Origin of the sequence: Chryseobacterium shigense (assembly GCF_014207845.1) — a bacterium.
Lineage (GTDB): Bacteria > Bacteroidota > Bacteroidia > Flavobacteriales > Weeksellaceae > Chryseobacterium > Chryseobacterium shigense_A.
In genome coordinates this window covers 599,606-626,563 of the sequence record NZ_JACHLC010000002.1, presented here as the reverse complement: position 1 = coordinate 626,563, position 26,958 = coordinate 599,606, and the positions used below count along the sequence as shown (strand labels likewise).

Genomic DNA, 26,958 nt, shown 5'->3' with positions numbered 1-26,958 from the left:
AAAACAAAATATTAAAATGGCAACAAACAATACACCAACAAAAACTGCATTTACTGTAGGAGGATCCTTAGTAGGAGAAGGTATTATTAACTATAAAGAAACAGATAGCATAGCACCAACAAACAATACGTCCCAGACACTTTTCAGATTTGTGAGTTTGAGAAACCCACAATTAACAGAAACTAAAAAACAGAATTTAGGCTTCGTCCAAAAACCTTCCGAATTAGCAAGTGCCTTTGATTCAGTAATCAACCCTGGAGATTCAGCGCTCGTTAAATTTCAAGCCCTGGAACGTAAAGCAAAAGAATTCAATACCACTGGTTATCAAAGCGAAGTAGAAATTGAGGAAGGCCCTCTTTCTGAGGCACTTAATATCGGAAGAAAAATTGCTAAAAGAGAAACTATTTCTACCGATGATGAAAATACAGCCAAAAGCTTATATAATAACAGCTCCATCCAAAGTAAAGTTGGACAGATATGGGATAATTTAATTTATCAAACCGTTACTCAAGAGAATTTTTACGTAAAAGAAGCGTTGGTTCATATTTTAAAGGCTCTACACTTTGGATATGTTGCAGATTTGCCGGTTACACCAGAACTAACAAAAATTAATGGTACAGATTTAAAAGCTAAAGCGCTTGATGCCAGAGTAGTATTACCCATGAAGTTATTAGGAGATGGATTAGAAGGCGAAGGGCAAACTCCAGCTGCATCTTTAAGGGCGAATATGTCCCAGACTGGAAGTGGAGTGACAAAAGAAACAGTTCTTCCATCAGCAGTTAAACAACAGCTTAAAGTGGATGGACAGAAAATTTCCGACCTATCACTTCTCAACTTTGAAAGAGACCGGTTGGTACAGCTAAGGTCCGAACTTGAAAAAATGCAGAAACTGTTCTATACAATTAGAGCAAAAGCATATGATACGGCCAACAAACAATATCTTAGTGCCAATCAGGAAGGTATTGATGCTTATAATGCAATGCTTGAAAAAATCAATGCTCAGATCGATAAAGAAGGACTCAATCAGGAAGAAATTGATGCATTATATGATGCTTTGGAAAGACTGAGTGTTCCTGAATTCAAATTTGAATATAAAAATGAACTTAACTTTGAGGATCTTAAAGCAAAGCTTTCTGAAGATTTATTTGAAGTATTCATTAAAAATTTTGCACTTGTAAACAATGGCAATGATGTAGAAGGGGAATTGGATCTTACAAAGATTGAATTTGTATCTGATAAAGAAATCCTTATTGATAAAGTCCCTGTTACAATTACTGAAGAATATGACACATTCATTGAAGTCTTTGAAGTCCTTGATGAACTGACATCGTCTAAAACTCAGGAATTATTTACCAATTCACCGATTCAGCAACAAGAGTACGCAAAAATAGGAAGTGTTTTAGTACCTGTAGCCAATAAGGTCACTTACGTAGAAATTTCGGGAACTTATTATTTAAAGGTAATGTCCGTAAAAGCACTTTTTACCTATAGCAATGCCATTATCTTCTACTATAATACCGATAGTGATTCTTTAGCCCTCTCTTCTGCCATTATGGAAATCTCAGGAGACGGACAGCAAAACGTAAGCGTTCCAGCTATTGATATTGTTGATGGAAAAGTAGTTTTTCCTCCTACTGTAAATTTCATGAAAAGTATAACAAGAATAAAAATCAATTTATACTTTAAGAATGGAGAACATACTGTAGTTGAACACGATATTGCACGAAATCAGGAATATACCGGAAAATTCTCATTCAAAACGATGGTGGACGATGGTGAAGGAGGAGAAAACCCCGGAGGTGAAAATCCTGGCGAAGGGGGTGAAAATCCTGGAGGAACTACCAATCCTCAACCCGGAACCTTTATCCCTAAACACTTTGGTGTAAAAAGACTTGGTATTGCAGATTACCTTAAAGTCGTACAATCAACACATGCCTATATCCCCGGAGAAGTTACGCATATAGAAAACGTAATGGCTAAGGAGTTTAAACAAAAATCTACAAGAAGGCTCAGAAGAAGTGAAATCCAAACCACAACATCAAAGTCTACAGAAAGAGAAACACTAAGCGATACAACGACGACGACAAGAAATGATATGCAGTCTGAAGTAGCCAACGTTATACAGCAGGATATCAATACTGAAGCACATTTCAGATATGGTGGAATGGGAAAATCTTTTGAAGTAGGAGGAAGCTTTGCAGCTCATAATTCTAAAGAGAACAGCACCAGACAGGCTATGGAAAAATCCCAGGAAATTACAGAAAAGGCCACAGAAAGAATTCTGACCAAAGTAGCTGAAGAAAGAATTGAAAAAATTATTGAAGAGTTTGAAGAAAACAATGCTCATGGCTTTGATAACAGAAACGGAAACAAACATGTAGTTGGTGTATACAGATGGGTAGATAAAAAGATGAAAAATCAGATCTATAACTATGGTAAACGTACCATGTTTGAATTTATGATCCCTGAACCTGCAAGACTTCATAACCTCGCAACTCCAGCTGTAAAAGCGGATACGCTGAAAGCTCCGGTTGATCCAAGAAAAGCAGATGGCGAATGGAAAATGCCGGATTTCAAAACAGCAACAAAAGAGCAGCTTCAGCACTGGGCCGAAATCTATGGAGTTACTTTAACATCGATGCCTCAGGCTAATATCACTGAAGATCAGTATCATGACGATACTTCAGGGGCTTCTGACTGGGAAATGAGAAATGTCGCAATGTCAGTTCCTCAAAATTATAAATGTACCCATTATAATGTTCATTATTCTTACAAAGAAAAACGTAAAAAAGGGAAGATCAAAATTAATAATACCGGTGAATTAACTGATCATGAGGGAGACAGAAGCTTTCCTGCCAATACTACAGGAACATTTACCCTTACTTTTTATATTTATTATATTGATATTGCTTCTTTTAAAGTGACAAAATATTGTACGCTTTCTGACGAATTCATTGAGTCATGGAAAAAAGAAAACTTTGATGCGATCATTAAAGCATATGAAGAAGCCTATGCTGACTTCCTTGTCAAGCAGAAGGAGCTGGATGACAAAGCAAAAGAGGAATCTGAAGCAGCCAATGAGAAAAAAGACGGTCTTGCCAATTTCTACCGTGATATGGAATCAGTAATTCTGAAACATAACTGTATTGCCTATCTTCTGCAAAATTATATTGCTCCTTTAGGAAAAGCATTTACTGTAGGTGATAAAATGAGCAACTTTGAAGTAATTCTTGGTGAAGAACTTGAACAATATACATCATTAGCCAAATTTATGGAACAGGCTTTCGAATGGAGTATCATGGATTATACTTTCTATCCATATTATTGGGGAGAAAGAAAAAGATGGCAGGAGATGTATCTTTCACAAAATACAGATCCATTATTCAGAAGCTTCCTACAGGCAGGTATGGCCAGAGTAATTGTTACGGTAAAACCAGGATTTGAAGATGCTGTACAGTTCTTTATGTCTACAGGAAAAATCTGGAACGGAGGTGAAGTACCGGTAATCGGAGATCCTATGTATCTAAGTATAGTAGATGAAATGCGTGAGCCGGTAGGCATGAAACAAGGAAAACCATGGATCACTACCCTTCCAACTTCCTTAAACATTCTACAAGAGGATTCTGCAGGTTTGAAAACCCTTACAGCACTTCCGTTTACGAAAGAAAACCCTGAAGAATTTGAAGTTCCTTCAGATGTTGTGACTGAAACTGAATTCTCTATTGTTGATTCACAACTGAATTCCGGAGACGATAAGTTCATAGATAATATTGAATTAAACAACGGATTCCTTGAACTGACTACAGATGATAATCCTAAAGAAATTATTGCATCACTTCCTTTATCTGATTTAAAGCAGGCACTACAATAATTCTGTTGAAGCATATTTTATGGGCAGAGTGAAAAACTCTGCCTTTTTTATTAATCTTTAAAATTATTAAAATGAAAAATACAGAATATAAAGATGTGTTTGATATCGGCAACGAGGCTCTATCGGTAGATAACAAATTCGTTGTTCCTGCATTTCCTTCCTTAAAAAACCCATTTACAATGGGTGAAAATATCAGAGGAATGAGTAATGTGAGCCCGTTGGCTACTGTAAAACTGTTTAATCAGTCTGCTGAAGATATACAGAATAAATATTATCCTGATGGAGACACTCCTGTTGAAGGCACTTTTACATACATTCCTGATAACAGAAGCGATTTAACATCTGTAATTAAAACTACTGTAAAAGATTTTTATTATTATGGAGTAAAAGATGTAAAAAATTTTGCATTTAAGGTCATTATATTTTCTTCTACAGAAGCCACAAAACTTAAAGAATGCTTTGAAATTTCAAGGCCCAGAGGCAGAGAAATATTGATTTTCGTAGAAGATAACTCTAAAGACAATGTTAGTGGAACTTATGGAGCAATGAAAATCTCAGAGGAAGTATTATCTTTCCTAAATTCAAAAAAAAGACTGGCATATGATGTATATGATAATACAGAAATTTACAAAGAGGTCAGAGCTGTAGTCCCGGAATTAACAGACGATCAGATCAAAGGTCTTTTAACGAATGGCTATATTGAGGATTTTCGCATCAATGCCGCCAAAACATACTTCAAAGTAGCTTCTTTTTTTTCCAGTGGAATTTCTTTTATTCACCCCAGTCTTGGTATTCTGACCAATGATGCTTTGAGAGCAGCAACCAGTGCCGTTCTTGAAGAAATTATAGTATTTATTGAAAAAGCAAGACTTGAGGAAAACAGATGGCAGCCCAAACCAGCAAGACTGGAAAATGGAGAAATTGATGAAAATTATAAGTACAATCCTCTTCTTTCATCCGGAAAAGATGTTTCCGGAACAGTAAACTTTACGGAGATAAGTCGGCACTTAAAAACAATGCTTACAGAGCAAAACAATTTTGTAAAGCTATTATTGAATATCAAAAAGGATTTTAAGTATAATGACCAGCCCAAAGGCTTTTTGGAGATCTTATATAAAGCTTATTTAGATGCTTACTATATTATGCATAATGTAGCTTCCAATTTGGAAAGCATATCAGATATGAAAATTCTGAAATATGGAACAAAAGTATACAACGCTTTACTTTGTGGCATATGGAATGGCCTTGTAGATGCGGTATCCGGCTTGTTTGCAATGGTAAAAATGATTTATGACGGCATCACGTTGGGTAAAGATTTTGCTCAGAATATTGAAAAATATCTCCCTACTCTTTTGGAACAGTTTGATGAAGTGATTCAGTCTATCAAAGATATTGATTTTACAGAAATTGCAAAATCTATTTATAAAAAATTAAAAGAAGTTAGTCTTACTTTTGATCCAGTAGCTTGTGGTTATTTTGTTGGATATGCTTATGGCTTTATTATATCATTGATCATTGAAATCATTGTTGGAACAATAATAAGTGGGGGAAGCTTAAGTATAGCAGCTATTGCCAATGCAATAACAGAGCTCATTTTAGGAATATTTCGCTTGGGCTGGGCCCTCATAAAAGGAACAGCAAAAATAGTAAGAACATTTGCAAAATTTGTTGTTAAGACCATACAAGATATAATCAAGGGATTTCAAGAAGTTATAAGCTTTCTGAGAAAAGAAGGAGCATTAACGAAATTAATAGAAGATGTATTTGAGAAACTTAAGAATGTTAGAAAAAATTTTAATCAGGCAAAATGGAAAGAATTACAAAAATATCTGCAAACAAGAAATAAATTCCACAATATGGATTTAGTAGAGCAACTTTGGAAACAAAAAATTGAAACTAAACTCCTCTTTCCAAATAACCTTAAAAAACTTTACTTCAAATATTTAGAAGAATTCCCTGCGTTGAAAAGAGGTTTTAACCAAGCCGAATTTAAAACCACTATAAAGAAAAAAGGTAAACTAATAGAAGAAGTAGAAGAATTTTCAGTTTCAGGAGATAAGGATAAATGGCTGGGAAGTTTTGGTGACCCTCCTGAATTGCCGCCTAATACAATAAATGTATTGGACGATTGGGAAAATTTCGAGAAATTTGTAGACGGAGCGGTCGATTTTGCAAACAGACCAAGAAAATACGACAGCGAGATCAAGTACATTTTCAACTTCCTGAAAAACCATATGAATAAAGGAGATGAATTTGTAATAGAAACCAGGAACATCTTCAAAACCTGCGGAAGCTGTAAACGGGAATTTGTTATGCTGGAAGATTATCTACGAACCCAAGGCAAAAAAGTGAAAATTATAGTATTTTCGGACGAAAGTATTGAGGGTACAAGAATGTTAAAAGATAAATTAAAAATAAAATGAATATACAATATTTGACTCAAGTAAAAGAAAATCATCAATTAAGAAATTTTGTAAATAGAGGATTTTCTTTAGATAAAATTAAACAAATTGAACAAAAATTCAATAATAATAAAGAGTTTCCAAAAGCATTTAGAGAGTTTTTATTTTTAGCCGGAGATTTTAATAATTTTGGATTTGATGACATTGATGGGATTATAAAACTTCAAGAATATGCCAAGGAAGATATGGAAATGGCCGGGCAAACTTTAAATAAAGCTTTTTTTGCATTTGATGTATTAGATAGTATGTATAGTGTAATTCTTTTGGACGAAACTAATGAAGATCCTAAAGTTTATCTCTTAATGCCTTTTCTTGCAAAAGGAGGATCAGAGCCGTTATTAAAACCCAATGGCTGGGATTTTACAGCTTTAGTTAATGAAAGTATAAGAAGAGTAAAGAATAATATTTCTTTTTAAATTTAAACCGCTCAATTTCTTGAGCGGTTTTTTATTTTCAAAACCTGTAGAAGCTGTAAACGGGAATTTGTAATGTTGGAAGATTATCCGCGAACCCAAGGCAAAAAAGTGAAAATTGTTGTGTATAGTGATGAAACAATTAAAGGGACTGAAGATTTAAAAATTGCGTTAAAACTTAAAAAGAAAAAATAAAACACGACACATTTTGTCGCATTAAGCATATATATTTGTCTTATAAAATTTTACCATGAAACGCAGCGTTGCTGCACATAAAATACAGACGAATGAAAAAAGATTTTTATCTGACAAGATATGCCTTAATTATCAAAAGATTAGAAAGTTCTCCGGCTACCTATACCCAGCTGGAGGACTATCTTTTAAACTCATTTGAATTCCAGGATGCGGGGATCAAGAGTTATTCTATCCGTACGCTGCAGAGGGATATCCGTGAAATTTCCGATCTTTTTAACCTTTCCATTCACAATAAGAAAAAGGGTGATAACAGATACTATATTGAAAGCCGCCCGATCATGGAAGTGGATGAATATAACCAGAAGCTTCTGGAATCTTTCCAGGTCAGCAACGCTTTAAATCTTCATCCGGATTTTTCAGATTTTATCTTTTTTGAAAGCAGAAAACCAACCGGAATAGAGCATTTCTATGATCTTTTCTTTGCGATCCGTAACAAGAGAGTTGTGAGTTTTGAGCACTACAACTACAAAAATAAGATCATGACCTCACGCAAAGTACATCCGCTGGCTTTAAAAGAATCGAAGGACAGATGGTACCTGATCGCCATAGACACCAAAGACAAAACCCTGAAATCATTCGGGCTGGACAGAGTGAACTATCTGGATGTAAGCAAAAACAAGTTCCGGGAAAAATACAACTATAACTTTAGAGAACATTTTAAAAATGCTTTCGGTGTCATGAATCTCGCAGAACAGAATCCGCAGAAAATTGTCATGAAATGCAGCAGACATCAGGGAGAATATATCAGAAGCTTTCCGCTTCACCAGTCTCAGAAAGAAACCAAGGAAACACCGGAAGAGATCTATTTTGAGTTTTTTCTCCACCCTACTTACGATTTTATGCAGGAAATTCTTTCTTATGGTAAAGAAGTAACCGTTCTGGAACCGAAATGTTTAGTTGATGATATCCGCACCCATCTTCAGGAATCTTTGAACCGCTATTTGGAAAGCTGATTTCAAAGGATAAAAAGCTCATATTTTTTAATTATATTTACATAAATATACTCTTTTGAAAGCTTTATTCCTTTGCATATGCTCTCTTCTTTTCTCTTTCTGTTTTTCGCAGCAGAAGGAGGAATTCCGGCAGGTTAAAAATTATTATAACCATCATAGAAGCATGCTGAACACAGAGTTTAAAAAGAAATTTGATGCCGAGCCCAATATCGTTAAAAAAGTCGGAATAAAAAATGACTTCCTTTTCTTCATGAAAAAGATGGACAGCATTGAAAATGTAGCCATGATAGGAGCACTTTTAAAGGTAAGAAACCTTGAAGACCTTCAATTTCTAAAAAAAACCGAAAACAATACAAATAGCATAACTAAAACTTCAGACAGCGAAAGATCCGCTGAATACCCCGGTGGGTTCAATATTTTGAGACAGGAAGTTGCCAATCTTTTTTATACCGGTGGGGTTTATACCGAAACAAAAACGGTAAAAGCAAATGTGGGTTTTATTGTTGAAAAAGATGGCAGCATCAGTAATGTACATGCTCAGGGAGACAATTTTACCTTCAACAGGCAGGCTGAAATTGCGCTGTATTCCATTTCTGAAAAATTTTCTCCGGCTGTTGTAAAAGGAGACCCCGTAAGATATCATCTCAAACTGCCTTTAACTTTAACAATTGAAGATTAAGAATGTTTACAGACGAATACTACATGAAAATGGCGCTGCAGGAAGCAGAAGCCGCACTGGAAAAGGATGAGGTTCCCATTGGATGTATAATTGTTTCCAATAACCGTGTCATCGCAAGAGCCCACAATCTTACAGAAACACTGAATGATGTAACTGCCCATGCAGAAATGCAGGCTATTACCTCTGCCGCGAATTTTCTGGGAGGCAAATATCTTATTAACTGTACGCTTTACGTAACTATGGAGCCCTGTGTAATGTGCTCGGGAGCCCTTTCATGGTCACAGATCTCTAAAGTTGTAATTGGGGCCAGAGATGAACAGAGAGGGTTTATTAACAAGCACCTATCTCTACATCCTAAAACAGAAATGGTAACAGGAATAATGGAACATGAATGCTCATCTATTGTTAAAGAGTTTTTTAAAAACAAAAGATAATTTTATTTCCGGCTTTCTATTGCAATATGGAAAAGAGGACGCAGCGCATTCATTTTTTTCCAATTTAATTCTTTGGCGTTTATCACATATTTTCCAAAACTGAGTGTAAGAAGACTGTCTTTTTTCTTGTAAAAAAAACGGACATTCATCCTTCTGCCACTGTAATCTTCAAGAATAAGCTGATCTTTTGAGCCTTGATTATAATGAAAGTCCGTCATTTTCTCATCCTTATCCATCAAAATCATATAATTCTTTCTATGAAAGAAAATATACCGGATGTCTGAATTTTCACCCCTATTTTTAAAAGCTCCGTGAAGAAAGGGTCTTTTTACGAGATCATCATTATAATTCCCGTCATTAACGTAAGGAAAAAGTATGGCAGCTAATGATAATCCAACAAAAGCCGTCTTAAAAGAAATCCATAATGGAAGAACTTTTGTGCCCGGCTCTGTTTCTTCTTCCAACTGTATTTTCTGTTTTAAAACTAAAAACCGGTACAGTTGAAGCCATTCATCTTTTAGTGCAAAAACGGCCATTAGTAAAAGAATCAGGGAGAAAGATTTAACCGAAATATCAAACCCGAGATTGATAAATAAAATATTGATCAGGATACCAATAGAAACCAATAATCCCAATACCCGTGTTTTACGGAAAAGGATCATCAAGGCAGCTAAAAGCTCCAGAATTCCGGTAGATATTGAGTAAAAACGGGAGGTTCCCATTGTGCTCCAGAACAAGATGTCTTTATCCAGGTTTCCAAACCGGGAATACAGGATATTAGGCTCAGGGAGGTAAAACTGGGTCTTAAAAACCTTATCAAATCCATACTTCATCAGTACTACAGCCAGATATATAATTACAATTTCTTTAGAAAAAAAGAGAATTTGCCGGGAATATCTCCTGTTTAATAATAAAGCCATTAAAAGTGAGATTATCAGCAGCACTATCGCCAGAACAAACATAGAAATACTGTCGGAAGAGAAATCTATTCTTGCATTATTTGTGTTAAATATGTCTTTTGAAATCCTTTCTGTAAGATTTCCAAATACAAACAGTGATATTTTTTTCTGAGAATCACCAAGAAAGTCCAATGGGAAAAACAGCATAAAAAACAGGAAAAAAATTCCCGCACCGGGCAAAAATCTATTTCCCATTGTTTTTCTTATTCCGTTTCCAGCTGTAAAAACCTGAAGCTCCTGAAATCATCAAAATGCCTAGCAGAAGTCCTCCTTTTGTTTTTCCTGATCTTTCTTTTTCCGGTTTTGCTGTGGAAGGTCTGAACTTTTTATACGATTTACTTTCTTTGTCATATTCCATAAAAACTACACTATCCATATCATTAACAAAGTGGTAATCTCTTTTCAGAACCGTTTTTACGCTGTCAATATTTTTCTTTGAAAAAAGTCCGTGATTATATACAGTTTCCCTTCCCGGCCGCCATTCCCTGGTTGCTCCTTTCAGTACTCTTTTATGCGCCGAGCTGGTCACCAGAATACTTTCTTCTTCATTGAGGATAATTACGGAATCCAGTTTGGCATCTTTCACAAATTTCTGCGGAATTACGCCAAGATTTGAAGTATTGGTATCAAAAAGATTTTCTGAAACTGCCGTATTAAAGTTTTCCAAATGTCCGCTATGACTTTTAAAAGCAATGAGTTTGGTTTGAGAAAAAAAGGAGATGCTTATAAGTAAAGCCAAAAAATTAAAGGTGGTTTTCATGGAGGTATTTAGGTTTTTGATGCCTTCTTCCGTGAAAAGTTAAATCATTATTTGTTTTTTAGAACAGAATACATCAGAACATCAAAGTATTCGTTATCTTTTTTAAGATGCTGTTTTAACAATGCTTCCTTTTCCATTCCGATTTTTTCCATGATTCTTCCGGATGCCGGATTGTGTAAAAAATAGGTTGCATAGATTTTATTGAGCTGTAATTCTTTAAAACCAAAAGCAACCAGGGCAGCAGAAGCTTCCGTAATATATCCATTATTCCAGAAGGGTTTTCCCAGCCAATAGCCCAGTTCAGCTTTGTCGTCTCCACGGTCATGAAGGCCAATAGCTCCTATAATCTGTTTTTCTTTATTACGGACTGCAAAAGTATATCCTGTATTATTTTCAAAAGATTCCTTCGATATTTTCAGCCAGAATTCTGCATGCTCTATGGTGTAAGGATGAGGTATATTGGAAGTAAGATCGGAGAAAACTTTATCCTGAAGGTATTCAATAACAAAAGGAATATCTTTCTCTTCAAGCTGTGAGAGAATCAGTCTTTCTGTTTCTATGATCGGGAATTCTGTTAATTCTCTCATGACAAATTGAATCTTATGCCTATAAATCTTTTCCTAAAAAATAAAGTCCTTTCAGTGTGTGCAGCCTGTCCATTACATGAATCTTTTCTGTAAGAGGTTTATAAACATGGGAAACACCGCCTGTTGCCACCACAAAACAATCGTCATTCACCTCATCATTGATTCGGTCTATGAAACCTTCCACCATTCCAAGAAATCCATATACCATACCGCTTTGCATGCAGGTTACTGTATCCAGCCCCAATACGGATTTAGGTTTTTTAAGCTCAATATCAGGAAGCTGCGCAGTCTGACTGATCAGGGAATTCAAAGATGTCACGATGCCCGGCGCAATAATTACACCCAATGTTTCTCCCGTTTCTGTTACACAACTCGCAGTAAGTGCCGTTCCAAAATCGATGATAATCTTTTTTTGGTTGGGATAAAGATTATGGGCAGCCACAAGATTCGCATAAATATCAGTTCCCATCTGCTTGGATTTGGCCTGAACTCCTGATGGCGTAGATCTGTCTACAATCACAGGCTGGATTCCATGGATCTTTTTAATCGCCGAACTCATAACTTTGGTAAGCTGTGGCACCACCGATCCTATTATAACTTTGCTGATGTCTTCCGGTTCTACTTTGTAGGTCTGATAAAGCATAAGAATCTGAACATACAGTTCATCTACTGTTCTGTATGGTTTTGTATTGATTACCCATGAAATATCACAGTTATCTCCATTAAAAAGTCCGAATCTGATGTTGCTGTTCCCTACGTTGATTACAATTGAATTCATTTATTTTTTAAGCTATTCTGGGGTTAAAAAACAGTTGTAAAAATAAGGTTTTATCCTCAAAAATGAACAATATCTGACTAATTTAAAGAAAATTCCGGGAAGTGAATTGAAGTCTGTATCAGCATTCCATTTATTATTTTTGAGCTTAACTTTATTCTATTTTAAAAACAATTAATTACCTTTAAAAACAGAAATATTTTATCCTGTTTCCATGAAAAAACTGATTTTAGCTATCTTCTTCTGTATCAGCCTGAACATCTTTGCTCAGACGGGAAATCAGGTAAAAGACATCTTCCTGAAACTCAAACAGGAATCAAAAATTGATGGGAATGACAGGGCTGTTTATGATATCCTGGATGAATTTTACAATAAAAACCTTCAGGCAGACAATGATGAGCTCACTCCCGAAACAGTTCAGAGAATTGAAAAGACCGCTTCAAATCCCGATACGAAGAACCTCCACATCCTGATGCTCTTCCTGATGTATCAGCAGCACATCAGCCGCACTTCCATGGCAGGCAAAAAACCTGATTCGGAATTTCAGACTGAAGCTATGACACTCCTCGAGAATGAAACCCGCGAAATTTATGGAAAGGTACCTGCTATTATTTTTATCTACAAAGCTGAAGCGTTGGACGGTGCGGGGAAAAAAGAGGATGCTAAGACCACTTTAGCTGAGGGACTAAAAGAATATCCGGATTCTGTTCCCTTAAAAGTATACAGCTACCTCAATACAAAAAATGAGGTTTTAAGAAATGATCTTGTAAAGAATCATCCGAATCACTGGATGGTACAGCAGTTTGGAATAAAATAGAGAAACAGGCAACTGGTAAACATACAGCGTTAATACCAATAAAAATCCCACAGAAAATTCTGTGGGATTGTCTTTTTATTTTATGGGGTTTATTGTTTTACCTCAACAATATTATCATCCATATTTACATCAGCAATTCTCTGGCTGAAATCTATTCCTAAAACAGATAATTGTGCTTTTGTATAAGGAATCGTCAGGGTATATTCTTTTTGGGTCCACGGCCAGTAAGGCATGGTCTTAAATTCTCCGTAGACATCCTTTTCCTTCCATGTATGGGTCATACTTAAAGGAATCTGGTAGGTAAGAATCTTTTTATCTGCCGTCATTACGTTGAAATCAATTGGCATGGGAACCTGCCCGTTATTGACCAAAGTAACCATTGTAGATTTTGCATCATACTTTACATCTTTAATACCGTAATCAATTGTTTTTGTGGTGTTGATCCAATAATTCTGAAACCATTTCAGATCCATTCCTGAAACTTTCTGGGCAATGTGAAGGAAATCTCTGTCGGACGGGTGCTTCATATGCCATTGGTCGTAATATTGTTTTAAGGTTTCGGCGAGGTTCTGCTCACCCATGATGTAGCCTAATTCTACAAGGTATAATTCTCCTTTTACATAAGAAGCATAGGTATAAGAAGTTCCGTTATCGTGGTGATCTCCTAACCATACGGCAGGCTCTTCAATACCTTTTTTAATGAAATTCCTGTAAGCATTTACTGTATTGGCAAAAGGATTCGGAAGCTCTTCGGGAAACAGATGATACATTACATAATTCTCTGCGTAGCTGGTAAATCCTTCATCCATCCACGGACGCATGGATTCATTGGTGGCCAGCATCTGCTGATACCATGAGTGCGCACCTTCATGAGCCATTAATCCCATTAAACCTTTAATATCTTTGGCTTCACCAAGGATCATAGTACACATTCCGTATTCCATACCGCCATCACCACCCTGGATAAATGCATAGGTAGGATATACATATTTTCCGAAATGACTGTTCATCAGCTGGAAATATTTGGTAACATAAGGCTGGGCTTCTTCCCAAACTTTTGTTTTGTCATTTTGCTGGTAAACAAGGAATACTTTTGGTCCTTCCGGAACATCAAAGCTTTTTATAACATAATCCCGGTCTGCGCTCCAGGCAAAGTCCAACATATTGCTAGCTTTCCATTTCCAGACCGCTTTTTTACTTTTATCTGCTATAATCTTGGCATTTGTATCATAACCTTTCACTTCTGCCGGGTTTTCAAGAATTCCTCCGGCTCCAACTACATAATCTTTGTTGATTTTAATCGTTACATCAAAATCTGAAAACGGTGCATGGAATTCTCTTCCGATATAATCAAATGTTGCCCAGCCGTCATAATCGTACTCTGCAATCTTCGGATACCATTGGGTCATGGTCATATCAACCCCTTCCCTGTTGTTTCTTCCGCTTCGTCTGATCTGCTGAGGTATTACGGCATCCCAGTCCATCGTAAAGGTTGTTGTAGAATTTGGCTTAATCGGTTCTGCCAGATATACTTTCATAATGGTTTCCTGGATCTCAAATTTCAGATCTTTTCCGTTTTGTTTGATCCAATGGATATTTTGGGCTCCTTCCTGATCTTTGGGAATAGATGCTAACCTTGAAACTCCGTCTTTCTGCAGTCTGTAATCTCCGTTTTTCCCCTGACCGGCAACTCTCTGATCCATCATTGAATTAGGCTTAAAAGCATTCCAGTACAGATGAAAATACACTACATTCAACTCATCGGGTGAGTTGTTGGTATATTCCAGAGTCTGGTTTCCCTGGTAGGTAAATTTTTCAGCATTAACATCAATGTCCATCTTATATTTTGCAGCCTGCTGATAATAAGCTCCCTGCTGAGCCTGAAATTGTGAAATGATAAACGCAAAAAGGATTGCAGCCGATTTTTTCATTTAAAATTTATTTTTTTTAAAGGTAGGTAATTTATGCAAAACCCTCAAATGTGGAGTTATTTTAAAGGGTTTGGTGATTAATTATAAGTTTAGATGGATTTTAATTCTTATTGTTAAAAAGATTTCTTTGAGATTTTTTCTCTCGCAGATTTTTCAGATAACGCAATTTTTTTAAAAAGATATGATGGCTGAATTTATGAGATATTTTTATTCCAATTCAAATTCTTTTCCGACTGAACTTAAATTTTCAAATAATTGACTGGAAAAATTTTTAATGAAAATATGTTTGGGCTGTTTTTTATTTCCTTTGAAACTTTCAACTTCTGTTTTGCCTGTTTTCATATTGTAAAAGTCATTTGTTACATTATAATCACCTGTGAGTAAATTATAGGTCTTATTACAATGCCCGCCGGGAGTTCTGTAACTGTAATCATAGCCAATAAGCTGAATATCTTTCACTTTCTGATTAAATCTCAGTTTTAAGCCGTGTCCGTAAACCCCGGTTCCTTCCTGGTAAACAAGAAATTCAAGAACATCATTTTTATATTGTAACGGTATAACAAATACGCCATTGAACAGATCAAAATCAATAGAGAAGGTTTTGTTTTTTGAAGAGAGGTAAATGATCAGATATTTTTTGGCAGAATGCAATTCATATTCCGATTGGTTAATTACAGTGATAACATCATCTTTTTTATCTTTATCAAAATCTGCAACAATTCTCTTCATTTCCTTACCATTGGAAGGACTTTCGGTAAATTCAGAGAACCCTTTTGGAATTCTGAATTGAGAGAAGCAGAAAAAAGGCAGCATCAGTATGAAAAGGAAACAGTTTCTCATTGTTTTTACATTATTGATTAGCCAACAGTTTTTTAATCAGGGTAATTTGTCCTAAATGATAATAGCTGTGCTCAATCATTCCATCGATATTCCTGAGATAAGTTCCGTATTTTTCCTCTACAAAAACCTCATCCATTTTAGAATCCGGCATTTGTTCTAATAAGGTTGCGAATTTTTCTGAATTGCTCCAAAGTTTATTCAATAATTCTTCCCATTGTTCCGCTGATTGAATGGACGGAAGATCGAAGCTGTACCTGTCCCTGATTTCCAGATTCCCACCCTCAAAAACATTGGCCAATCCTGCAATATAATAATTGATGTGAAAAGTAAGCATTGCGATGGTATTTAAAGAGCCAACCCGTGTTGTTGCCTGTTCCCAGGTAATGTCCGACAGCTGTGCTTTAAAATTGGTATTGGCGATCCATAAACCGTCCAGTATTACTTCTCTGAATCTTTTGGCTAATTGTGAAACGGTGCTCATTGTTTTTAATTTTCTTAAAGATAATTATTTTTTCTCTCGTAGATTTTTTCAAACCACAAATAACACTAATGGGGACACAATTTTAAACACAAATAAAATTAGTGACATTCGTGAAAAGATTGTGAAATTTGTGGTTTGATAAAAGTAAAAACCTCAAATGCAAAAACATCTGAGGTTTCAATATGATTTAAAATCAAGTTATTTTTTAGCCGGAATTTCTTTTTTTCCGCTTTGCAAGATTTTTTCAAGGATTCTTAAAGTGATAAAATAAGTAGGTTTTACCCCCGTAAGCCCAAGCCCTCCCGAAGAAAGCGTACTTCCTGTTTCCAGAGGATTATCCGAAGCATAGTAGGCGTAGCAAACAAACAGATCCGGTGAAATGTGATGCCTGATCTTGGAAGCTACCTGAATTGCTTTCTGGTAATGCGCCCCTTCCATTTCAAGACCAATTGCCTTCCATGAGGTATTCATGAAATAGGAAAGGATATCCCTGTTCTGAAGCGAAGTTCCCAATACGGTAATCATCGGACCTTCAAATGCTTTCAGTTCATCATCTTTAAAATCATCCAGCTTTAAGGCATTTTCAAAAGGATAATTATCTGCGGTTCCTTCAAAGATATGGGAAGTAGGGATCATGATATCTCCTTTTCCTCCGGCAAGAATTCCTGCTTTCCCCATAATGGAGACAGATTTTACCTTCATCATATAGACTTCTCCTTGATGCTCATAAGGTCTCAATAATTCATCCATTACCTCATAAGCCTGCTCTCCGAAAGCATAGTCGAAAACCATGATCACATCATCTCCGTTGTATTTTATACCGCTGAACGGAGTGTTTTTAAGGTCTGTTTTGCTTAAATCAATGATCTGAACATCAATGTTACTTCCGCTCTTATCATTAATATAGATTAATCCTTCTTCCAAAGCATATTTGGAAACTTTGTCGCGAAGCTCTTTTTTGTCGGAAATATCTCCGTAAAGCTTATAATCTACTTCTTTGTGGTCTTTTTTCTTTAGTGCATCATTTCCGTACAGCATATTTTTTACCGAGTGCATATTGGCAGAAATAATGTGCAGCGGTCTCATGTGAAGATCGTTTTCAAATAAAACCTCTTTCACTTTGTTGGCCCATTTTTCACCAAAATAGTGATGCCCTACTCTTTCCTTTAATATAGCACTGAAATGAATTTCTCTTTCTCTCGTCTGTTTTGCATCTTCCAGACTTACTTTTCCTAAGTTGTAGATGATTTTGAATAAACGGTCAGGATTGTTATCATCTCCGAAAGAGTTGTAAGCATTCAGGGTTTCTTCAAAGGTTCTTCCTATTAATGAAGATAAATGAATAAGGGCAACTTCTTTTTCTTTTCTGCTGAATTTCTTTTCACCTTTTACTACTTCTTCAATAATTTTGAAAGCACGTGTCGGTTTCCAGTTTTCATCCTGAATGAAAGCAAGGTTTCTCACTTTATCCGCTTCTATAAATAAGAATGTTAAGTGAGTAAGAATGTCGTAGATTTCCGAACGTCCCAACAGAACTTCAATATTCATCTGGTGTTCGTCTATTCTGTAGCAGTTTCTTCTTCTCTTTTTAGGTACAATGGGTTCGAAACTTCCTTTATCAAACCCCTCATCTGATGTAAGATGAATAAAAGCACATTCTTCAATTCCCTCCGGAAGTCTGTCTAAAACATACATCAAACCATCCAATTCCATTTTGTTGGGAATATTCATGGTACCATAAATCTCTGGATTGATCGTCTTTAACAAACTTCTGATACTTTCCCCAGAAACACCGGCAGGTTTAAAAAAACCTCTGTAAAAGAGGTGTCTCATAGAAATATACAATCTTTCAATTGCTTCCGTTGTTTCTCTAGCTCTAGAATTTGTCATAAAATAAATTTCACACAAATATACAAAATCTCCGCTCAACTTATTTTAAGTATCTTTTAACAAGCAGTTTAAATTTATATCTTTAGATTTGTAGTGTTACAACATTGCATTACGCATTCATAAGGCTATGATAGGGCTGAAGTATTAGCTTACAACATCAGTCAGTCCCCTATCAAAAACGCTAAACCCCTGTTTGATTTTAAATATTTTTCAAAACACCCCTAAAATTTTAAGGGGTAAAACATTTTCAATTCATTTTTTTTGTAAATTTGCCCTGTAAAAATTAACCTTATTATGTCAACTTTAAGATTCAAAGCGTTAGAAACTTTACCATTTAAGGACTTCAGAAGAGATAATTCCGTTGAGGTTCCCGGAAAACTGTCAGAATTATTCTGTCAGAATGTTTTCTCAGAAGAAACCATGAGAGAATATCTAACAAAAGAAGCATTCCAGTCTATTTTGGATGCAATGAAAAAAGGAACTAAAATCCAAAGACACATTGCAGACCAGGTGGCTGTAGCCATGAAAGACTGGGCAATGAGTAAAGGAGTAACGCATTACACTCACTGGTTTCAGCCATTGACAGGAACTACCGCAGAAAAGCATGATTCTTTCTTCACTCCAATTGAAGGAGGAAGAGCAATCGAGAGATTCAGCGGAAACTTATTGATCCAACAGGAGCCGGATGCCTCTTCTTTCCCGAACGGTGGTATCAGAAACACTTTTGAAGCGAGAGGTTATACAGCATGGGACCCTACTTCCCCTGCATTCATTATGGGAACTACCCTGTGTATTCCTTCTATCTTCATTTCTTACACAGGAGAAACTTTAGATTATAAAGCACCTCTTTTAAGAGCTTTGAATGCTGTAGATGAAGCTGCAACCAATGTAATGCAGTATTTTGACAAAAACGTAACAAAAGTAACCCCTACTTTAGGTTGGGAGCAGGAATATTTCTTAGTTGATTCAGCATTATACCAATCCCGCCCGGATCTTGTATTAACAGGTAAAACTTTGTTGGGACATTCTCCCGCAAAAGGACAGCAATTGGACGACCATTATTTCGGTTCCATTCCTACAAGGGTAATGAACTTCATGAAAGAGCTGGAAATTGAATGCATGAAGCTGGGAATTCCTGTAACAACAAGACATAATGAGGTAGCCCCTAACCAGTTCGAGCTTGCTCCGATGTTTGAAGAAGTAAACGTTGCCGTAGACCACAACTCTTTGTTGATGGACATCATGGCGAGAATTGCTCACAAACACCATTTCCATATTTTATTCCATGAAAAACCGTTCGCGGGAGTAAACGGAAGCGGAAAGCATAACAACTGGTCTCTAGCAACAGATACAGGGGAAAACCTATTAAGCCCCGGGAAAAATCCTAAGAAAAACCTACAGTTTTTAACGTTCTTCGTGAACACCATTAAAGCTGTTTATGAATATGCCGATCTTTTAAGAGCAAGCATCGCCTCTGCAAGCAATGACCACAGACTGGGTGCCAATGAAGCTCCTCCGGCAATTATTTCCGTATTCATCGGAAGCCAGTTGTTCAGAGTATTGGAAGAGCTGGAAAAAGTAACTGAAGGAAAACTTTCTCCGGACGAAAAAACAGATCTTAAACTGAATGTGGTTGGAAAAATTCCTGAAATTCTTCTGGATAATACCGACAGAAACAGAACTTCTCCATTTGCATTTACAGGAAATAAATTCGAGATCAGAGCGGTAGGTTCTTCTGCAAACTGTGCAGAATCCATGACTGTAATGAACACGATTGCTGCAAAACAATTAAACGACTTCAAAAAAGAAGTTGATGCTTTAATTGAAACCGGTCTTAAGAAAGATGAAGCAATCTTCAATGTATTGAGAGAATACATCAAGCAGTGTAAAAACATTATGTTTGAAGGTGACGGATATTCTGACGACTGGGCTAAAGAAGCCAAAAAGAGAGGTTTGAATAACTTAAAAACCACTCCTGAAGCCCTTAAGCAGGAAATGGATAAAAAATTCCTTGATCTTTATGAAGAAATCGGAGTATTTACCCACAGAGAAGTAGAGGCAAGAAATGAGATCAAATTAGAAAAATATTCAACTGTTATAGATATTGAAGCAAGAGTTTTAAGCGATATCGCAAGAAACCACATCATTCCTTCTGCTTTAAATTACCAGAACAGACTGATCGAGAACGTAAAAGGTCTTAAAGAAATATTCGGGGATAAAGAATTCAAAACATTGGCGAAAGAACAAATGAGCCTGATCACCAATATTTCTGAAAATGTTTCCAAGATCAAATTAGGTGTTGAAGGTCTTATCAAAGCAAGAGAAGCAGCCAAGGCTGTATCAGATAGTCAAAAGCAGGCAGAAGCTTACTGCAGCAAAGTAATTCCGTTATTTGAAGGAATCAGAGAAGCTTCTGATGATCTTGAGATGATGGTTGATGATGAACTTTGGCCAATGACTAAATATAGAGAAATGTTATTTACAAAATAACATCTGTAAAGTTCCATATTAGTTAAGCTCTCCGGTTTTCCGGGGAGTTTTTTTGTTTTATTAACAGCAGTGAAAAGTGGAGTTTTAAATAACGAAATCCCATTAACAAAGGAAAAACCACTCATTATGTTAAAGAATCTTAATAAAAAAAACCGCACACTCACCAAAAATAGGCGGTTGCGGTTTGTTTTTCTTTAACATACTTAAATAATATGTTAAAATGTGTTAAATAAAGAACCTGACAATAATCATATCAGGGGTCTTTTACTCGGAATCTCTACTTTTGTAATGCTTTTGAAAATAAATATTCCTTTTAACACGGATAATCAAATATATATGAAGAAAAGAGTTTTGTTTTATTTAGTTGCTTTAGTGTCTACAGTTTCTATCCAATCTTGCGCTACAAATTATGTAGTTTCACAACCAGCAACTTACGCTAAAGAATACAAAACAGATGCCAAACTAGCTTCTATTGACAACAAGAAAATGGAGCAGGATAAGCAAAGACTTATCGATTCTTTTCTGGCTGAAAAGGCAGCATCTATCGCCAACGCGAAAAAAGCTATTAAAAATTCCGAGATTGCAAAGGCAGTCAAATACAATAAAACGATCGACAATATCCTAACAGAAGCTGAAACATACCTTGGAACTCCATACAGATACGGAGGAATGACAAGAAGAGGTATTGATTGTTCAGCTTTCGTTCTTTCCGTATTCGGGGCAGCAGCAGGGCTTAGCTTACCAAGAGTAGCAGCTTCTCAGGCTCAAGAGGGTGAAAGTATTGATAAAAGTGAGCTTCAGAAAGGAGATTTAATTTTCTTTTCTCACGGAAGAAGAATCTCTCACGTAGGTATCGTAGAAAGTGTTACTGAAGAAGGTGAAATCAAATTCATCCATGCAGCCACTTCTAAAGGGGTAATGATCTCATCGCTGAATGATTCTTACTGGGGACCGAAATTCAGGTTTGCCAAAAGAGTGATCAACGAAAACGGAGAAGCTTACAACAATTTAGCAGCTTCTACTCCATCCGCAGCGACAAATTTTTAATTTTAAATAATTGATTTAAATAATGAAGCCATCAGGAATCTGATGGTTTTTTTATTTTTCACCACAAATTTCCGGCTTCTAACCCCTGTCGATTTCGATATCCAGCTTATAAAGCAATCCATAAACTTCCGAGATTGAAAATCTGGCCTTTTTAAGCCTATTTAACGAAGGGTCTATAGAATAACTGAAAGAAGTCCTGAAATCTGCTTTTTCAAGGTTTGTCTGATCGAAAACAGCACCAGAAAGATCGCAGCCTGAAAATACCGAACCTGATAAATCAGATTCAGAAAAATCAGTCTCAATTAATTTGGAATTTTTGAAGAGGGTTTTCCTGGCTGAGGTTTTGTAAAAGACTGAATTATTCAGCAAACATTCTTCAAATGTAAAGGAAAGCCCGAACGGATTGCATTCGCTGAACTGTATGCCCAGCATCTTGCATTCCTTGAAAACAGTATTTCTGAAAGCTGTTTTAAGCAGTTTTACCATACTCAAATTGCACCCCAGGAATTCGCAATCTGTAAAGCTGAAACCTGAGAGATCTGCATATTCAAAGTTACAATTCCTAAATGTACAGTTCTCGTATTCGCCTTTTGCGAGGTGGGAAAAGTCTGTGTTTTCAAAATTTCCATCCACAGTGTATGCTTCTTTCATATTATTTTATGATTTAAATGGAATTTTCTCCGGTTAAAACTGAGATTTTTTGATGCGGTCCGCTTTTATTAAACCAGGCTATTCTTATCAGAATAATTCAGCTTAAAGAAAATAAAAGTCATCATAGAAAAAGCAAGGAGCGAGCTTCCTCCGTAACTGAAATAAGGAAGCGGAATACCTACGGTTGGAAAAAGCCCCATAACCATCCCTAAATTGATGGTAAAGTGCATCATAAGGATGGAAGCAAAGCAATATCCAAATACCCTGTTAAATGTAGATTTCTGCTGTTCTGCGAGGTAGTAGATTCTTCCGATGTAAACCATGTAACATAAGACAAGAATGGCACTTCCTAAAAATCCCCACTCTTCACCTACGGTACAGAAAATATAATCGGTTTCCTGCTCTGGAACGAATTTTCCCTGTGTCACTGACCCCTCACGGTATCCTTTTCCTAAAAGTCCGCCTGATCCTATAGCTGTTTTTGAATATAATAAATTGTAACCGGAGGTATCTCTGAATGCTTTTTCTCCTTTGTAAAGAACCTCAATTCTTTCTCTCTGGTGTTTTGGAAGCTTCTCTAATACATATGGTGAACCGAAAGCCAAACCACAAAGCAAAAGAACTGATCCCGCAATTCCTGAAATAGAAATAACATCCCAGGACATTCTGTGATAATTCAGAGCGATTAAAACGCCGGCAATGACAACAACCGTTAATGCCACATACAATGGCGGTACGGCAAGAGAGACCAGAAAAACAGCCGCAAAGACGAATCCCACACCAAATAAAAGACCGCTTAAACCTTCCCTGTATAAAGCAATAAAGAATGCAATAAATACAAGCATGGAACCTACATCAGGAATTGCCAGAACAACTACTGCCGGAATCCCGATAATGGCTAAAGCTGTCCAGAGTGATTTTCTAACTTTCAGATTAAAATCCGGTCCGGAAACATAATTGGCGAGCATCAGGGCTGTTCCTATTTTGGCAAATTCAACAGGCTGCATGGTAAAGCTTCCGAATTTATACCAGTTTTTCTGACCGAGAATCTCTTTCCCGAACGGAAATAACCCAACCAGAAGCAAAACTCCACCAATATAAATAATACCGGACATATTTTCGAAGAATTTACTTCTTCCAACGAATATCACCAGTCCTACAAATAAAGAGATACAGAAGAAAATCAATTGTTTTTCCCCTAATTTCTGATCAACACTGTAAATATTTGCAATAGCAAAAATGCAAAGCATAAAATACAGCCCAAGACCTAGTTTATCTATTCCTTCTGCCCACTTCATGGCTTTACTTTTTTAGCGTTGTTCTTTGTTTCTTCTTCTATTTTTTTCTGCAGTTTTGCTTTCTGCTCTTTGATAAAGTTCAGGCTGTCCTGTTTTCTTTTCAGCGTTGCTGAATCTGCTTTAGGGTCTTTGTAAAGTCCTTTACGCTTCAGATCTGCAATCCATTGTCTTTTGTACTCCGGCATAAAGCTGGCTCCGGTCATTTTTTTGTAGAGGTTTTCTCTCTTCAGGTCACCGGTTATATATTTTTCAGCGATCACGGTACAGGCTGGCCCTGCCCATGTTGCCCCAAATCCTGCATGCTCCATTACTGCCGCAACCACAATTCTTGGCTTGTCCGCAGGAGCAATCAGCACGAAGATAGAGTTATCTTTTCCCTGGGGAACCTGTGCGGTACCGGTTTTTGCAAGCTGGGTAAAATCATTGGATTTCAAGCTTCTTGCTGTACCTCTTAACACCACGGCTTCCATCCCTTTCAGCACGGGCTCGAAATGTTTAGGGTCTACAAGGGTTTTATGCTTTGTTTTAAATCTCGGATCAGGATTAGGTTTGCCATCAATAGATTTAACGATATGCGGAGTATAGAACCAGCCTTTATTGGCAATGGCTGCAACATAGTTTGCCAACTGAAGAGGAGTTACCAAAACATCTCCCTGCCCCATTCCGTTAAAAATGGAACCGTTCATTGTATAATCTGTACTCCAGTTCTTTTTACCGCTTCTTTTTTCGTAGAATTTCCCTGTAGGAATTCTTCCCGGCGAACCTACTGCAATATCATTATTCAGGTATTCTCCTACTCCGAAGCTGCTCATGATCTTTTTCCATTCATCTACACCTCTGGAAGGATCTCCCGGGTATTTATTCATAATGGCGATAAATGCATGGGAGAAATAACAGTTGCTGGAAACCTGGATGGCGGGAATAAGCGGATCTGCCCCGCCGTGCCCTTTAATTCTTAAACCTTTATAATAAAAGCCTCCTCCACAAGGGAAAACGGTATTTTCATCCATTACTCCCATCTGCATTCCTGCAAGAGCGGTAAGCAGTTTGAAGGTGGAACCCGGAGGATAAGCTGCCTGAACAGATCTGTCAAAGGTTGGCTTATTCTCGTATAGGGTATCTTTTGATAAGGCGTAAAGGTTTTTTGATTTGTATGGTCCCGTAAATAAATTCGGATCAATATCCGGGCCTGTTGCCATAGTCAGAATTTCTCCATTATTCGGGTCTATTGCTACAATTGCTCCATGTTTGTCGACCAGCATTTCTTCTGCAATTCTTTGGAGATCATAATCAATTGTCAGGGTAATATCTTTACCGGTAACAACATCTTTGTCCAGTGATCCGTTTTTATAAGATCCAATATTTCGAAGTTTGATATCTTTCTGGATATACTTCATTCCTTTTATACCCCGAAGATCTTTTTCATAGGATTTTTCAACACCGGTTTTCCCGATAAAATCGCCAGGAAGATAATAGGCTGAGTCTTTTTTAATTTCTCTCTCGTTTACTTCACTGGTATATCCTAAAAGGTTTCCGGAAGTTCCCACTTCATACTGACGCTGAGGCCTGGAAACAATACTGAATGCAGGATATTTGAAAATGATTTCCTGCACCCTGGCAATATCTTCTCTGCTGAGGTCCTTTAAAAAGGTCATAGGAGTCAGCTTTGAATAATATTTTTCTTTTTTGATAATATTAATCTTTTTTATAAAATCCGGTTTGCTGATCTGCATCAGATTACAAAAACCAATGGTATCAAAATCCGGCTTCATTAAGGCCTGGGTAAAGGATATTTCGTAAGCAGGCTGGTTTCCTACAAGGATTTTTCCGTTCCTGTCGAAAACCACTCCTCTCTGAGGGATAACGTATTCGATTTTAATGGATGTATTCGCAGCATTTAATGCATAACGGTCTGTAAACAGCTGTAAATAAGCAAGCCTCGCCACAAAAATAAGAGCGATTACTGCGAGGATAGAAAAGATTTTTAAATAACGTGTGTTCAAACTTTTTGTTTGATTTTAAATATTAATGCGTAAATAACTATAAATATAAAGGAAATTATACTTGTTATCACTACATTAAGTAATATTTCGAAAAAACGGCTAAATTTAAAGAATTCGATGTACTGCACTAAAAGCTGGTGCAGGAAGATACTTGAAAAAAGGAACAGTAAAAACTGCGCCCACTGAAGGGACTGAAAAGAGAAAAAATCGGTGGAAGTATCTGTGGAAGTTCTGAAGATCAATGTTCTGAAATACGCAATGAGTGTTGTTGCAAAAGCATTGATTCCCCATGTGTTGAGGAACCCGTCTACAGAAAGCCCTATTAAAAAGCTTAAAGCTAAAAATTGAAATTTATTTCTGAAGAAAGGATAAAACATGACAAACACCGGGTAAAGAACCGGTGTATATTTTCCGAAAATAGTAATCCTGTTCAGTACAAAAATCTGTAATGCAACCAGGAAGATCATGATCAATATATCGGTAAATAAAGTCCTGCTAATCATTTTCTTTTTTTATTACGGCCTGTAATGTATCCTGAATTCTCTGTACTTCAGCTTTTTTAAGATTCTTCACAACGAATACTTTGCTTAAAGCACCCATTTTCTCACTGAGTTCTACTGAAATATCCCAAAAACCTGTTTTATTATCTACTGAATATCCTGCAATAGTCCCAATCGTTACACCTTTAGGGAAAATAGCTGATTTTCCGTCTGTTACAACGGTGTCACCAATCTTCAAAGCAACATATTTGGGAATATCTGCAAGGTGCATCACCCTGGAATTATCTCCATTCCATGTTAATGTTCCGAAATATCCGGAATTTTTAAGGGAAGCATTAATTCTGATTGTATTTACACTTAATACTGACTGAACCAAAGCGTAACTGTCTGTTGAGTTAATTACAATTCCCGCAATCCCTTTAGGCGCCATTACCCCCATCTGAGGGAAAACACCGTCTCTGCGGCCACGGTTGATGGTAAAGTAATTATTTCTTCTGTTGATACTGTTGAATACGATCTCACCATCTACAAAGGTGTAGATCTGACCGCCTCCCAATGTATCATGAACTTTTCTGAATACAGGATTTTTTGCTCCTTCCTTACCATACAGCTGAGTCATCAGGGACTTGTTCTGCGCCACAAGGTCTTCATTGATCTGTTTCAGTTTCAGATAGGAAACTCCTTCATCAATATAGCCTGAAACCCATGAATTCAGCGCAGCGGATTGGCCGGCTATCCATGATTTCTGCATGGCATTTTTAGAGAATATCAGAACCAGAGCAACAATCTGCAGGAATATAAAGAAGACAAAAAGAGCATTCTTCGAAAATAATCTCAGCAAAAATCCCATTCAGATATATAG

At 36.7% G+C, this 26,958-nt stretch carries 22 protein-coding genes; 9 read left to right on the top strand and 13 right to left on the bottom strand.

Annotated elements, in window-relative coordinates; genetic code table 11:
- The first annotated feature begins 16 nt into the window (after positions 1-16).
- The 6 genes from HNP36_RS12735 (at position 17) to HNP36_RS12710 (ending at position 9,067) form a co-directional block, all read left to right on the top strand.
- Positions 17-3,871 carry a hypothetical protein gene (locus HNP36_RS12735; RefSeq protein ID WP_184164057.1) on the top strand — a complete coding sequence of 1,285 codons (3,855 nt, stop codon included), beginning with the start codon at positions 17-19 and terminating at the stop codon, positions 3,869-3,871.
- A 71-nt stretch (positions 3,872-3,942) separates the two neighbouring features.
- Complete coding sequence (locus HNP36_RS12730) at positions 3,943-6,294, top strand: hypothetical protein (protein WP_184164053.1); 2,352 nt, start codon at positions 3,943-3,945, stop codon at positions 6,292-6,294.
- Positions 6,291-6,749 carry a hypothetical protein gene (locus HNP36_RS12725; protein WP_184164050.1) on the top strand — a complete coding sequence of 153 codons (459 nt, stop codon included), beginning with the start codon at positions 6,291-6,293 and terminating at the stop codon, positions 6,747-6,749. The genes HNP36_RS12730 and HNP36_RS12725 overlap by 4 nt, the downstream gene beginning before the upstream one ends.
- Before the next feature lie 284 nt (positions 6,750-7,033).
- A complete protein-coding gene (locus HNP36_RS12720) occupies positions 7,034-7,954 on the top strand; it encodes a helix-turn-helix transcriptional regulator (RefSeq protein ID WP_184164047.1) in 921 nt (306 codons plus the stop codon).
- A gap of 163 nt (positions 7,955-8,117) precedes the next feature.
- Positions 8,118-8,633, top strand: a complete 516-nt coding sequence (locus HNP36_RS12715) for an energy transducer TonB (protein ID WP_184164044.1) — start codon at positions 8,118-8,120, stop codon at positions 8,631-8,633.
- A gap of 2 nt (positions 8,634-8,635) precedes the next feature.
- Positions 8,636-9,067 carry a nucleoside deaminase gene (locus tag HNP36_RS12710; RefSeq protein ID WP_184164041.1) on the top strand — a complete coding sequence of 144 codons (432 nt, stop codon included), beginning with the start codon at positions 8,636-8,638 and terminating at the stop codon, positions 9,065-9,067.
- Between the two features lie 2 nt (positions 9,068-9,069).
- Here the strand turns inward: HNP36_RS12710 and HNP36_RS12705 are convergent, their stop codons facing one another.
- The 4 genes from HNP36_RS12705 to HNP36_RS12690 are packed head-to-tail and all read right to left on the bottom strand — an operon-like array spanning position 9,070 to position 12,151.
- Entirely contained in the window at positions 9,070-10,221 is a 1,152-nt protein-coding gene (locus tag HNP36_RS12705) for a hypothetical protein (protein ID WP_184164037.1), read from the bottom strand.
- Positions 10,211-10,786: a hypothetical protein gene (locus tag HNP36_RS12700; protein WP_184164034.1), complete on the bottom strand. Its 576-nt coding sequence runs from the start codon at positions 10,784-10,786 to the stop codon at positions 10,211-10,213. The genes HNP36_RS12705 and HNP36_RS12700 overlap by 11 nt, the downstream gene beginning before the upstream one ends.
- 47 nt (positions 10,787-10,833) lie before the next feature.
- Positions 10,834-11,373, bottom strand: coding sequence for a GNAT family N-acetyltransferase (locus HNP36_RS12695; RefSeq protein WP_184164031.1), 540 nt, complete (start codon positions 11,371-11,373; stop codon positions 10,834-10,836).
- Positions 11,374-11,392: 19 nt separating this feature from the next.
- Positions 11,393-12,151, bottom strand: a complete 759-nt coding sequence (locus tag HNP36_RS12690; RefSeq protein ID WP_184164028.1) for a type III pantothenate kinase — start codon at positions 12,149-12,151, stop codon at positions 11,393-11,395.
- 211 nt (positions 12,152-12,362) lie between these two features.
- On the opposite strand from HNP36_RS12690, the gene HNP36_RS12685 reads away from it, so the two are divergent.
- Entirely contained in the window at positions 12,363-12,965 is a 603-nt protein-coding gene (locus tag HNP36_RS12685) for a hypothetical protein (RefSeq protein WP_184164025.1), read from the top strand.
- A gap of 89 nt (positions 12,966-13,054) precedes the next feature.
- Here HNP36_RS12685 and HNP36_RS12680 read toward each other — a convergent pair whose 3' ends face one another.
- From HNP36_RS12680 to HNP36_RS12665, 4 genes are all read right to left on the bottom strand, one after another.
- The gene (locus HNP36_RS12680) at positions 13,055-14,896 is read right to left on the bottom strand and encodes a M1 family metallopeptidase (protein ID WP_184164022.1); all 1,842 of its coding nucleotides are present in this window, start codon (positions 14,894-14,896) and stop codon (positions 13,055-13,057) included.
- Between the two features lie 207 nt (positions 14,897-15,103).
- Positions 15,104-15,736: a hypothetical protein gene (locus tag HNP36_RS12675; RefSeq protein WP_184164018.1), complete on the bottom strand. Its 633-nt coding sequence runs from the start codon at positions 15,734-15,736 to the stop codon at positions 15,104-15,106.
- A gap of 10 nt (positions 15,737-15,746) precedes the next feature.
- Positions 15,747-16,217, bottom strand: a complete 471-nt coding sequence (locus HNP36_RS12670) for a DinB family protein (RefSeq protein ID WP_184164015.1) — start codon at positions 16,215-16,217, stop codon at positions 15,747-15,749.
- A 198-nt stretch (positions 16,218-16,415) separates the two neighbouring features.
- Complete coding sequence (locus tag HNP36_RS12665) at positions 16,416-18,107, bottom strand: DUF6909 family protein (RefSeq protein WP_184164012.1); 1,692 nt, start codon at positions 18,105-18,107, stop codon at positions 16,416-16,418.
- A gap of 294 nt (positions 18,108-18,401) precedes the next feature.
- On the opposite strand from HNP36_RS12665, the gene HNP36_RS12660 reads away from it, so the two are divergent.
- Together HNP36_RS12660 and HNP36_RS12655 are read left to right on the top strand one after the other, a co-directional pair.
- Positions 18,402-20,597 carry a glutamine synthetase III gene (locus tag HNP36_RS12660; RefSeq protein WP_184164009.1) on the top strand — a complete coding sequence of 732 codons (2,196 nt, stop codon included), beginning with the start codon at positions 18,402-18,404 and terminating at the stop codon, positions 20,595-20,597.
- A gap of 336 nt (positions 20,598-20,933) precedes the next feature.
- Positions 20,934-21,644 carry a C40 family peptidase gene (locus HNP36_RS12655; protein ID WP_184164006.1) on the top strand — a complete coding sequence of 237 codons (711 nt, stop codon included), beginning with the start codon at positions 20,934-20,936 and terminating at the stop codon, positions 21,642-21,644.
- A 78-nt stretch (positions 21,645-21,722) separates the two neighbouring features.
- On the opposite strand, the gene HNP36_RS12650 is transcribed toward HNP36_RS12655, so the two are convergent.
- The 5 genes from HNP36_RS12650 to mreC all read right to left on the bottom strand — a co-directional run bounded on the left by HNP36_RS12650 (position 21,723) and on the right by mreC (position 26,946).
- Positions 21,723-22,295, bottom strand: a complete 573-nt coding sequence (locus HNP36_RS12650) for a pentapeptide repeat-containing protein (RefSeq protein ID WP_184164003.1) — start codon at positions 22,293-22,295, stop codon at positions 21,723-21,725.
- A gap of 68 nt (positions 22,296-22,363) precedes the next feature.
- Positions 22,364-23,593: a rod shape-determining protein RodA gene (rodA, locus tag HNP36_RS12645; protein ID WP_184164000.1), complete on the bottom strand. Its 1,230-nt coding sequence runs from the start codon at positions 23,591-23,593 to the stop codon at positions 22,364-22,366.
- Entirely contained in the window at positions 23,590-25,596 is a 2,007-nt protein-coding gene (locus HNP36_RS12640; RefSeq protein ID WP_184163997.1) for a penicillin-binding transpeptidase domain-containing protein, read from the bottom strand. Before HNP36_RS12640 ends, rodA begins: the two co-directional genes overlap by 4 nt.
- Entirely contained in the window at positions 25,593-26,099 is a 507-nt protein-coding gene (locus HNP36_RS12635; protein ID WP_184163994.1) for a rod shape-determining protein MreD, read from the bottom strand. Before HNP36_RS12635 ends, HNP36_RS12640 begins: the two co-directional genes overlap by 4 nt.
- Positions 26,092-26,946 (bottom strand): rod shape-determining protein MreC, encoded by an 855-nt coding sequence (gene mreC / locus HNP36_RS12630; RefSeq protein ID WP_184163991.1) that lies wholly within the window; start codon positions 26,944-26,946, stop codon positions 26,092-26,094. The genes HNP36_RS12635 and mreC overlap by 8 nt, the downstream gene beginning before the upstream one ends.
- Positions 26,947-26,958: the final 12 nt, after the last annotated feature.

What these genes read in the sequence shown, in the direction of transcription:
- HNP36_RS12715 (WP_184164044.1), top strand. Translation starts at nt 8,118, where the DNA reads ATGCTGAACACAGAGTTTAAAAAGAAATTTGATGCCGAGCCCAATATC.
- HNP36_RS12695 (WP_184164031.1), bottom strand. Translation starts at nt 11,373, where the DNA reads ATGAGAGAATTAACAGAATTCCCGATCATAGAAACAGAAAGACTGATT.
- HNP36_RS12655 (WP_184164006.1), top strand. Translation starts at nt 20,934, where the DNA reads ATGAAGAAAAGAGTTTTGTTTTATTTAGTTGCTTTAGTGTCTACAGTT.
- HNP36_RS12730 (WP_184164053.1), top strand. Translation starts at nt 3,943, where the DNA reads ATGAAAAATACAGAATATAAAGATGTGTTTGATATCGGCAACGAGGCT.
- mreC (WP_184163991.1), bottom strand. Translation starts at nt 26,946, where the DNA reads ATGGGATTTTTGCTGAGATTATTTTCGAAGAATGCTCTTTTTGTCTTC.
- HNP36_RS12735 (WP_184164057.1), top strand. Translation starts at nt 17, where the DNA reads ATGGCAACAAACAATACACCAACAAAAACTGCATTTACTGTAGGAGGA.
- HNP36_RS12725 (WP_184164050.1), top strand. Translation starts at nt 6,291, where the DNA reads ATGAATATACAATATTTGACTCAAGTAAAAGAAAATCATCAATTAAGA.
- HNP36_RS12670 (WP_184164015.1), bottom strand. Translation starts at nt 16,217, where the DNA reads ATGAGCACCGTTTCACAATTAGCCAAAAGATTCAGAGAAGTAATACTG.
- HNP36_RS12700 (WP_184164034.1), bottom strand. Translation starts at nt 10,786, where the DNA reads ATGAAAACCACCTTTAATTTTTTGGCTTTACTTATAAGCATCTCCTTT.
- rodA (WP_184164000.1), bottom strand. Translation starts at nt 23,593, where the DNA reads ATGAAGTGGGCAGAAGGAATAGATAAACTAGGTCTTGGGCTGTATTTT.
- HNP36_RS12675 (WP_184164018.1), bottom strand. Translation starts at nt 15,736, where the DNA reads ATGAGAAACTGTTTCCTTTTCATACTGATGCTGCCTTTTTTCTGCTTC.
- HNP36_RS12665 (WP_184164012.1), bottom strand. Translation starts at nt 18,107, where the DNA reads ATGACAAATTCTAGAGCTAGAGAAACAACGGAAGCAATTGAAAGATTG.
- HNP36_RS12650 (WP_184164003.1), bottom strand. Translation starts at nt 22,295, where the DNA reads ATGAAAGAAGCATACACTGTGGATGGAAATTTTGAAAACACAGACTTT.
- HNP36_RS12680 (WP_184164022.1), bottom strand. Translation starts at nt 14,896, where the DNA reads ATGAAAAAATCGGCTGCAATCCTTTTTGCGTTTATCATTTCACAATTT.
- HNP36_RS12635 (WP_184163994.1), bottom strand. Translation starts at nt 26,099, where the DNA reads ATGATTAGCAGGACTTTATTTACCGATATATTGATCATGATCTTCCTG.
- HNP36_RS12685 (WP_184164025.1), top strand. Translation starts at nt 12,363, where the DNA reads ATGAAAAAACTGATTTTAGCTATCTTCTTCTGTATCAGCCTGAACATC.
- HNP36_RS12660 (WP_184164009.1), top strand. Translation starts at nt 18,402, where the DNA reads ATGTCAACTTTAAGATTCAAAGCGTTAGAAACTTTACCATTTAAGGAC.
- HNP36_RS12720 (WP_184164047.1), top strand. Translation starts at nt 7,034, where the DNA reads ATGAAAAAAGATTTTTATCTGACAAGATATGCCTTAATTATCAAAAGA.
- HNP36_RS12690 (WP_184164028.1), bottom strand. Translation starts at nt 12,151, where the DNA reads ATGAATTCAATTGTAATCAACGTAGGGAACAGCAACATCAGATTCGGA.
- HNP36_RS12705 (WP_184164037.1), bottom strand. Translation starts at nt 10,221, where the DNA reads ATGGGAAATAGATTTTTGCCCGGTGCGGGAATTTTTTTCCTGTTTTTT.
- HNP36_RS12710 (WP_184164041.1), top strand. Translation starts at nt 8,636, where the DNA reads ATGTTTACAGACGAATACTACATGAAAATGGCGCTGCAGGAAGCAGAA.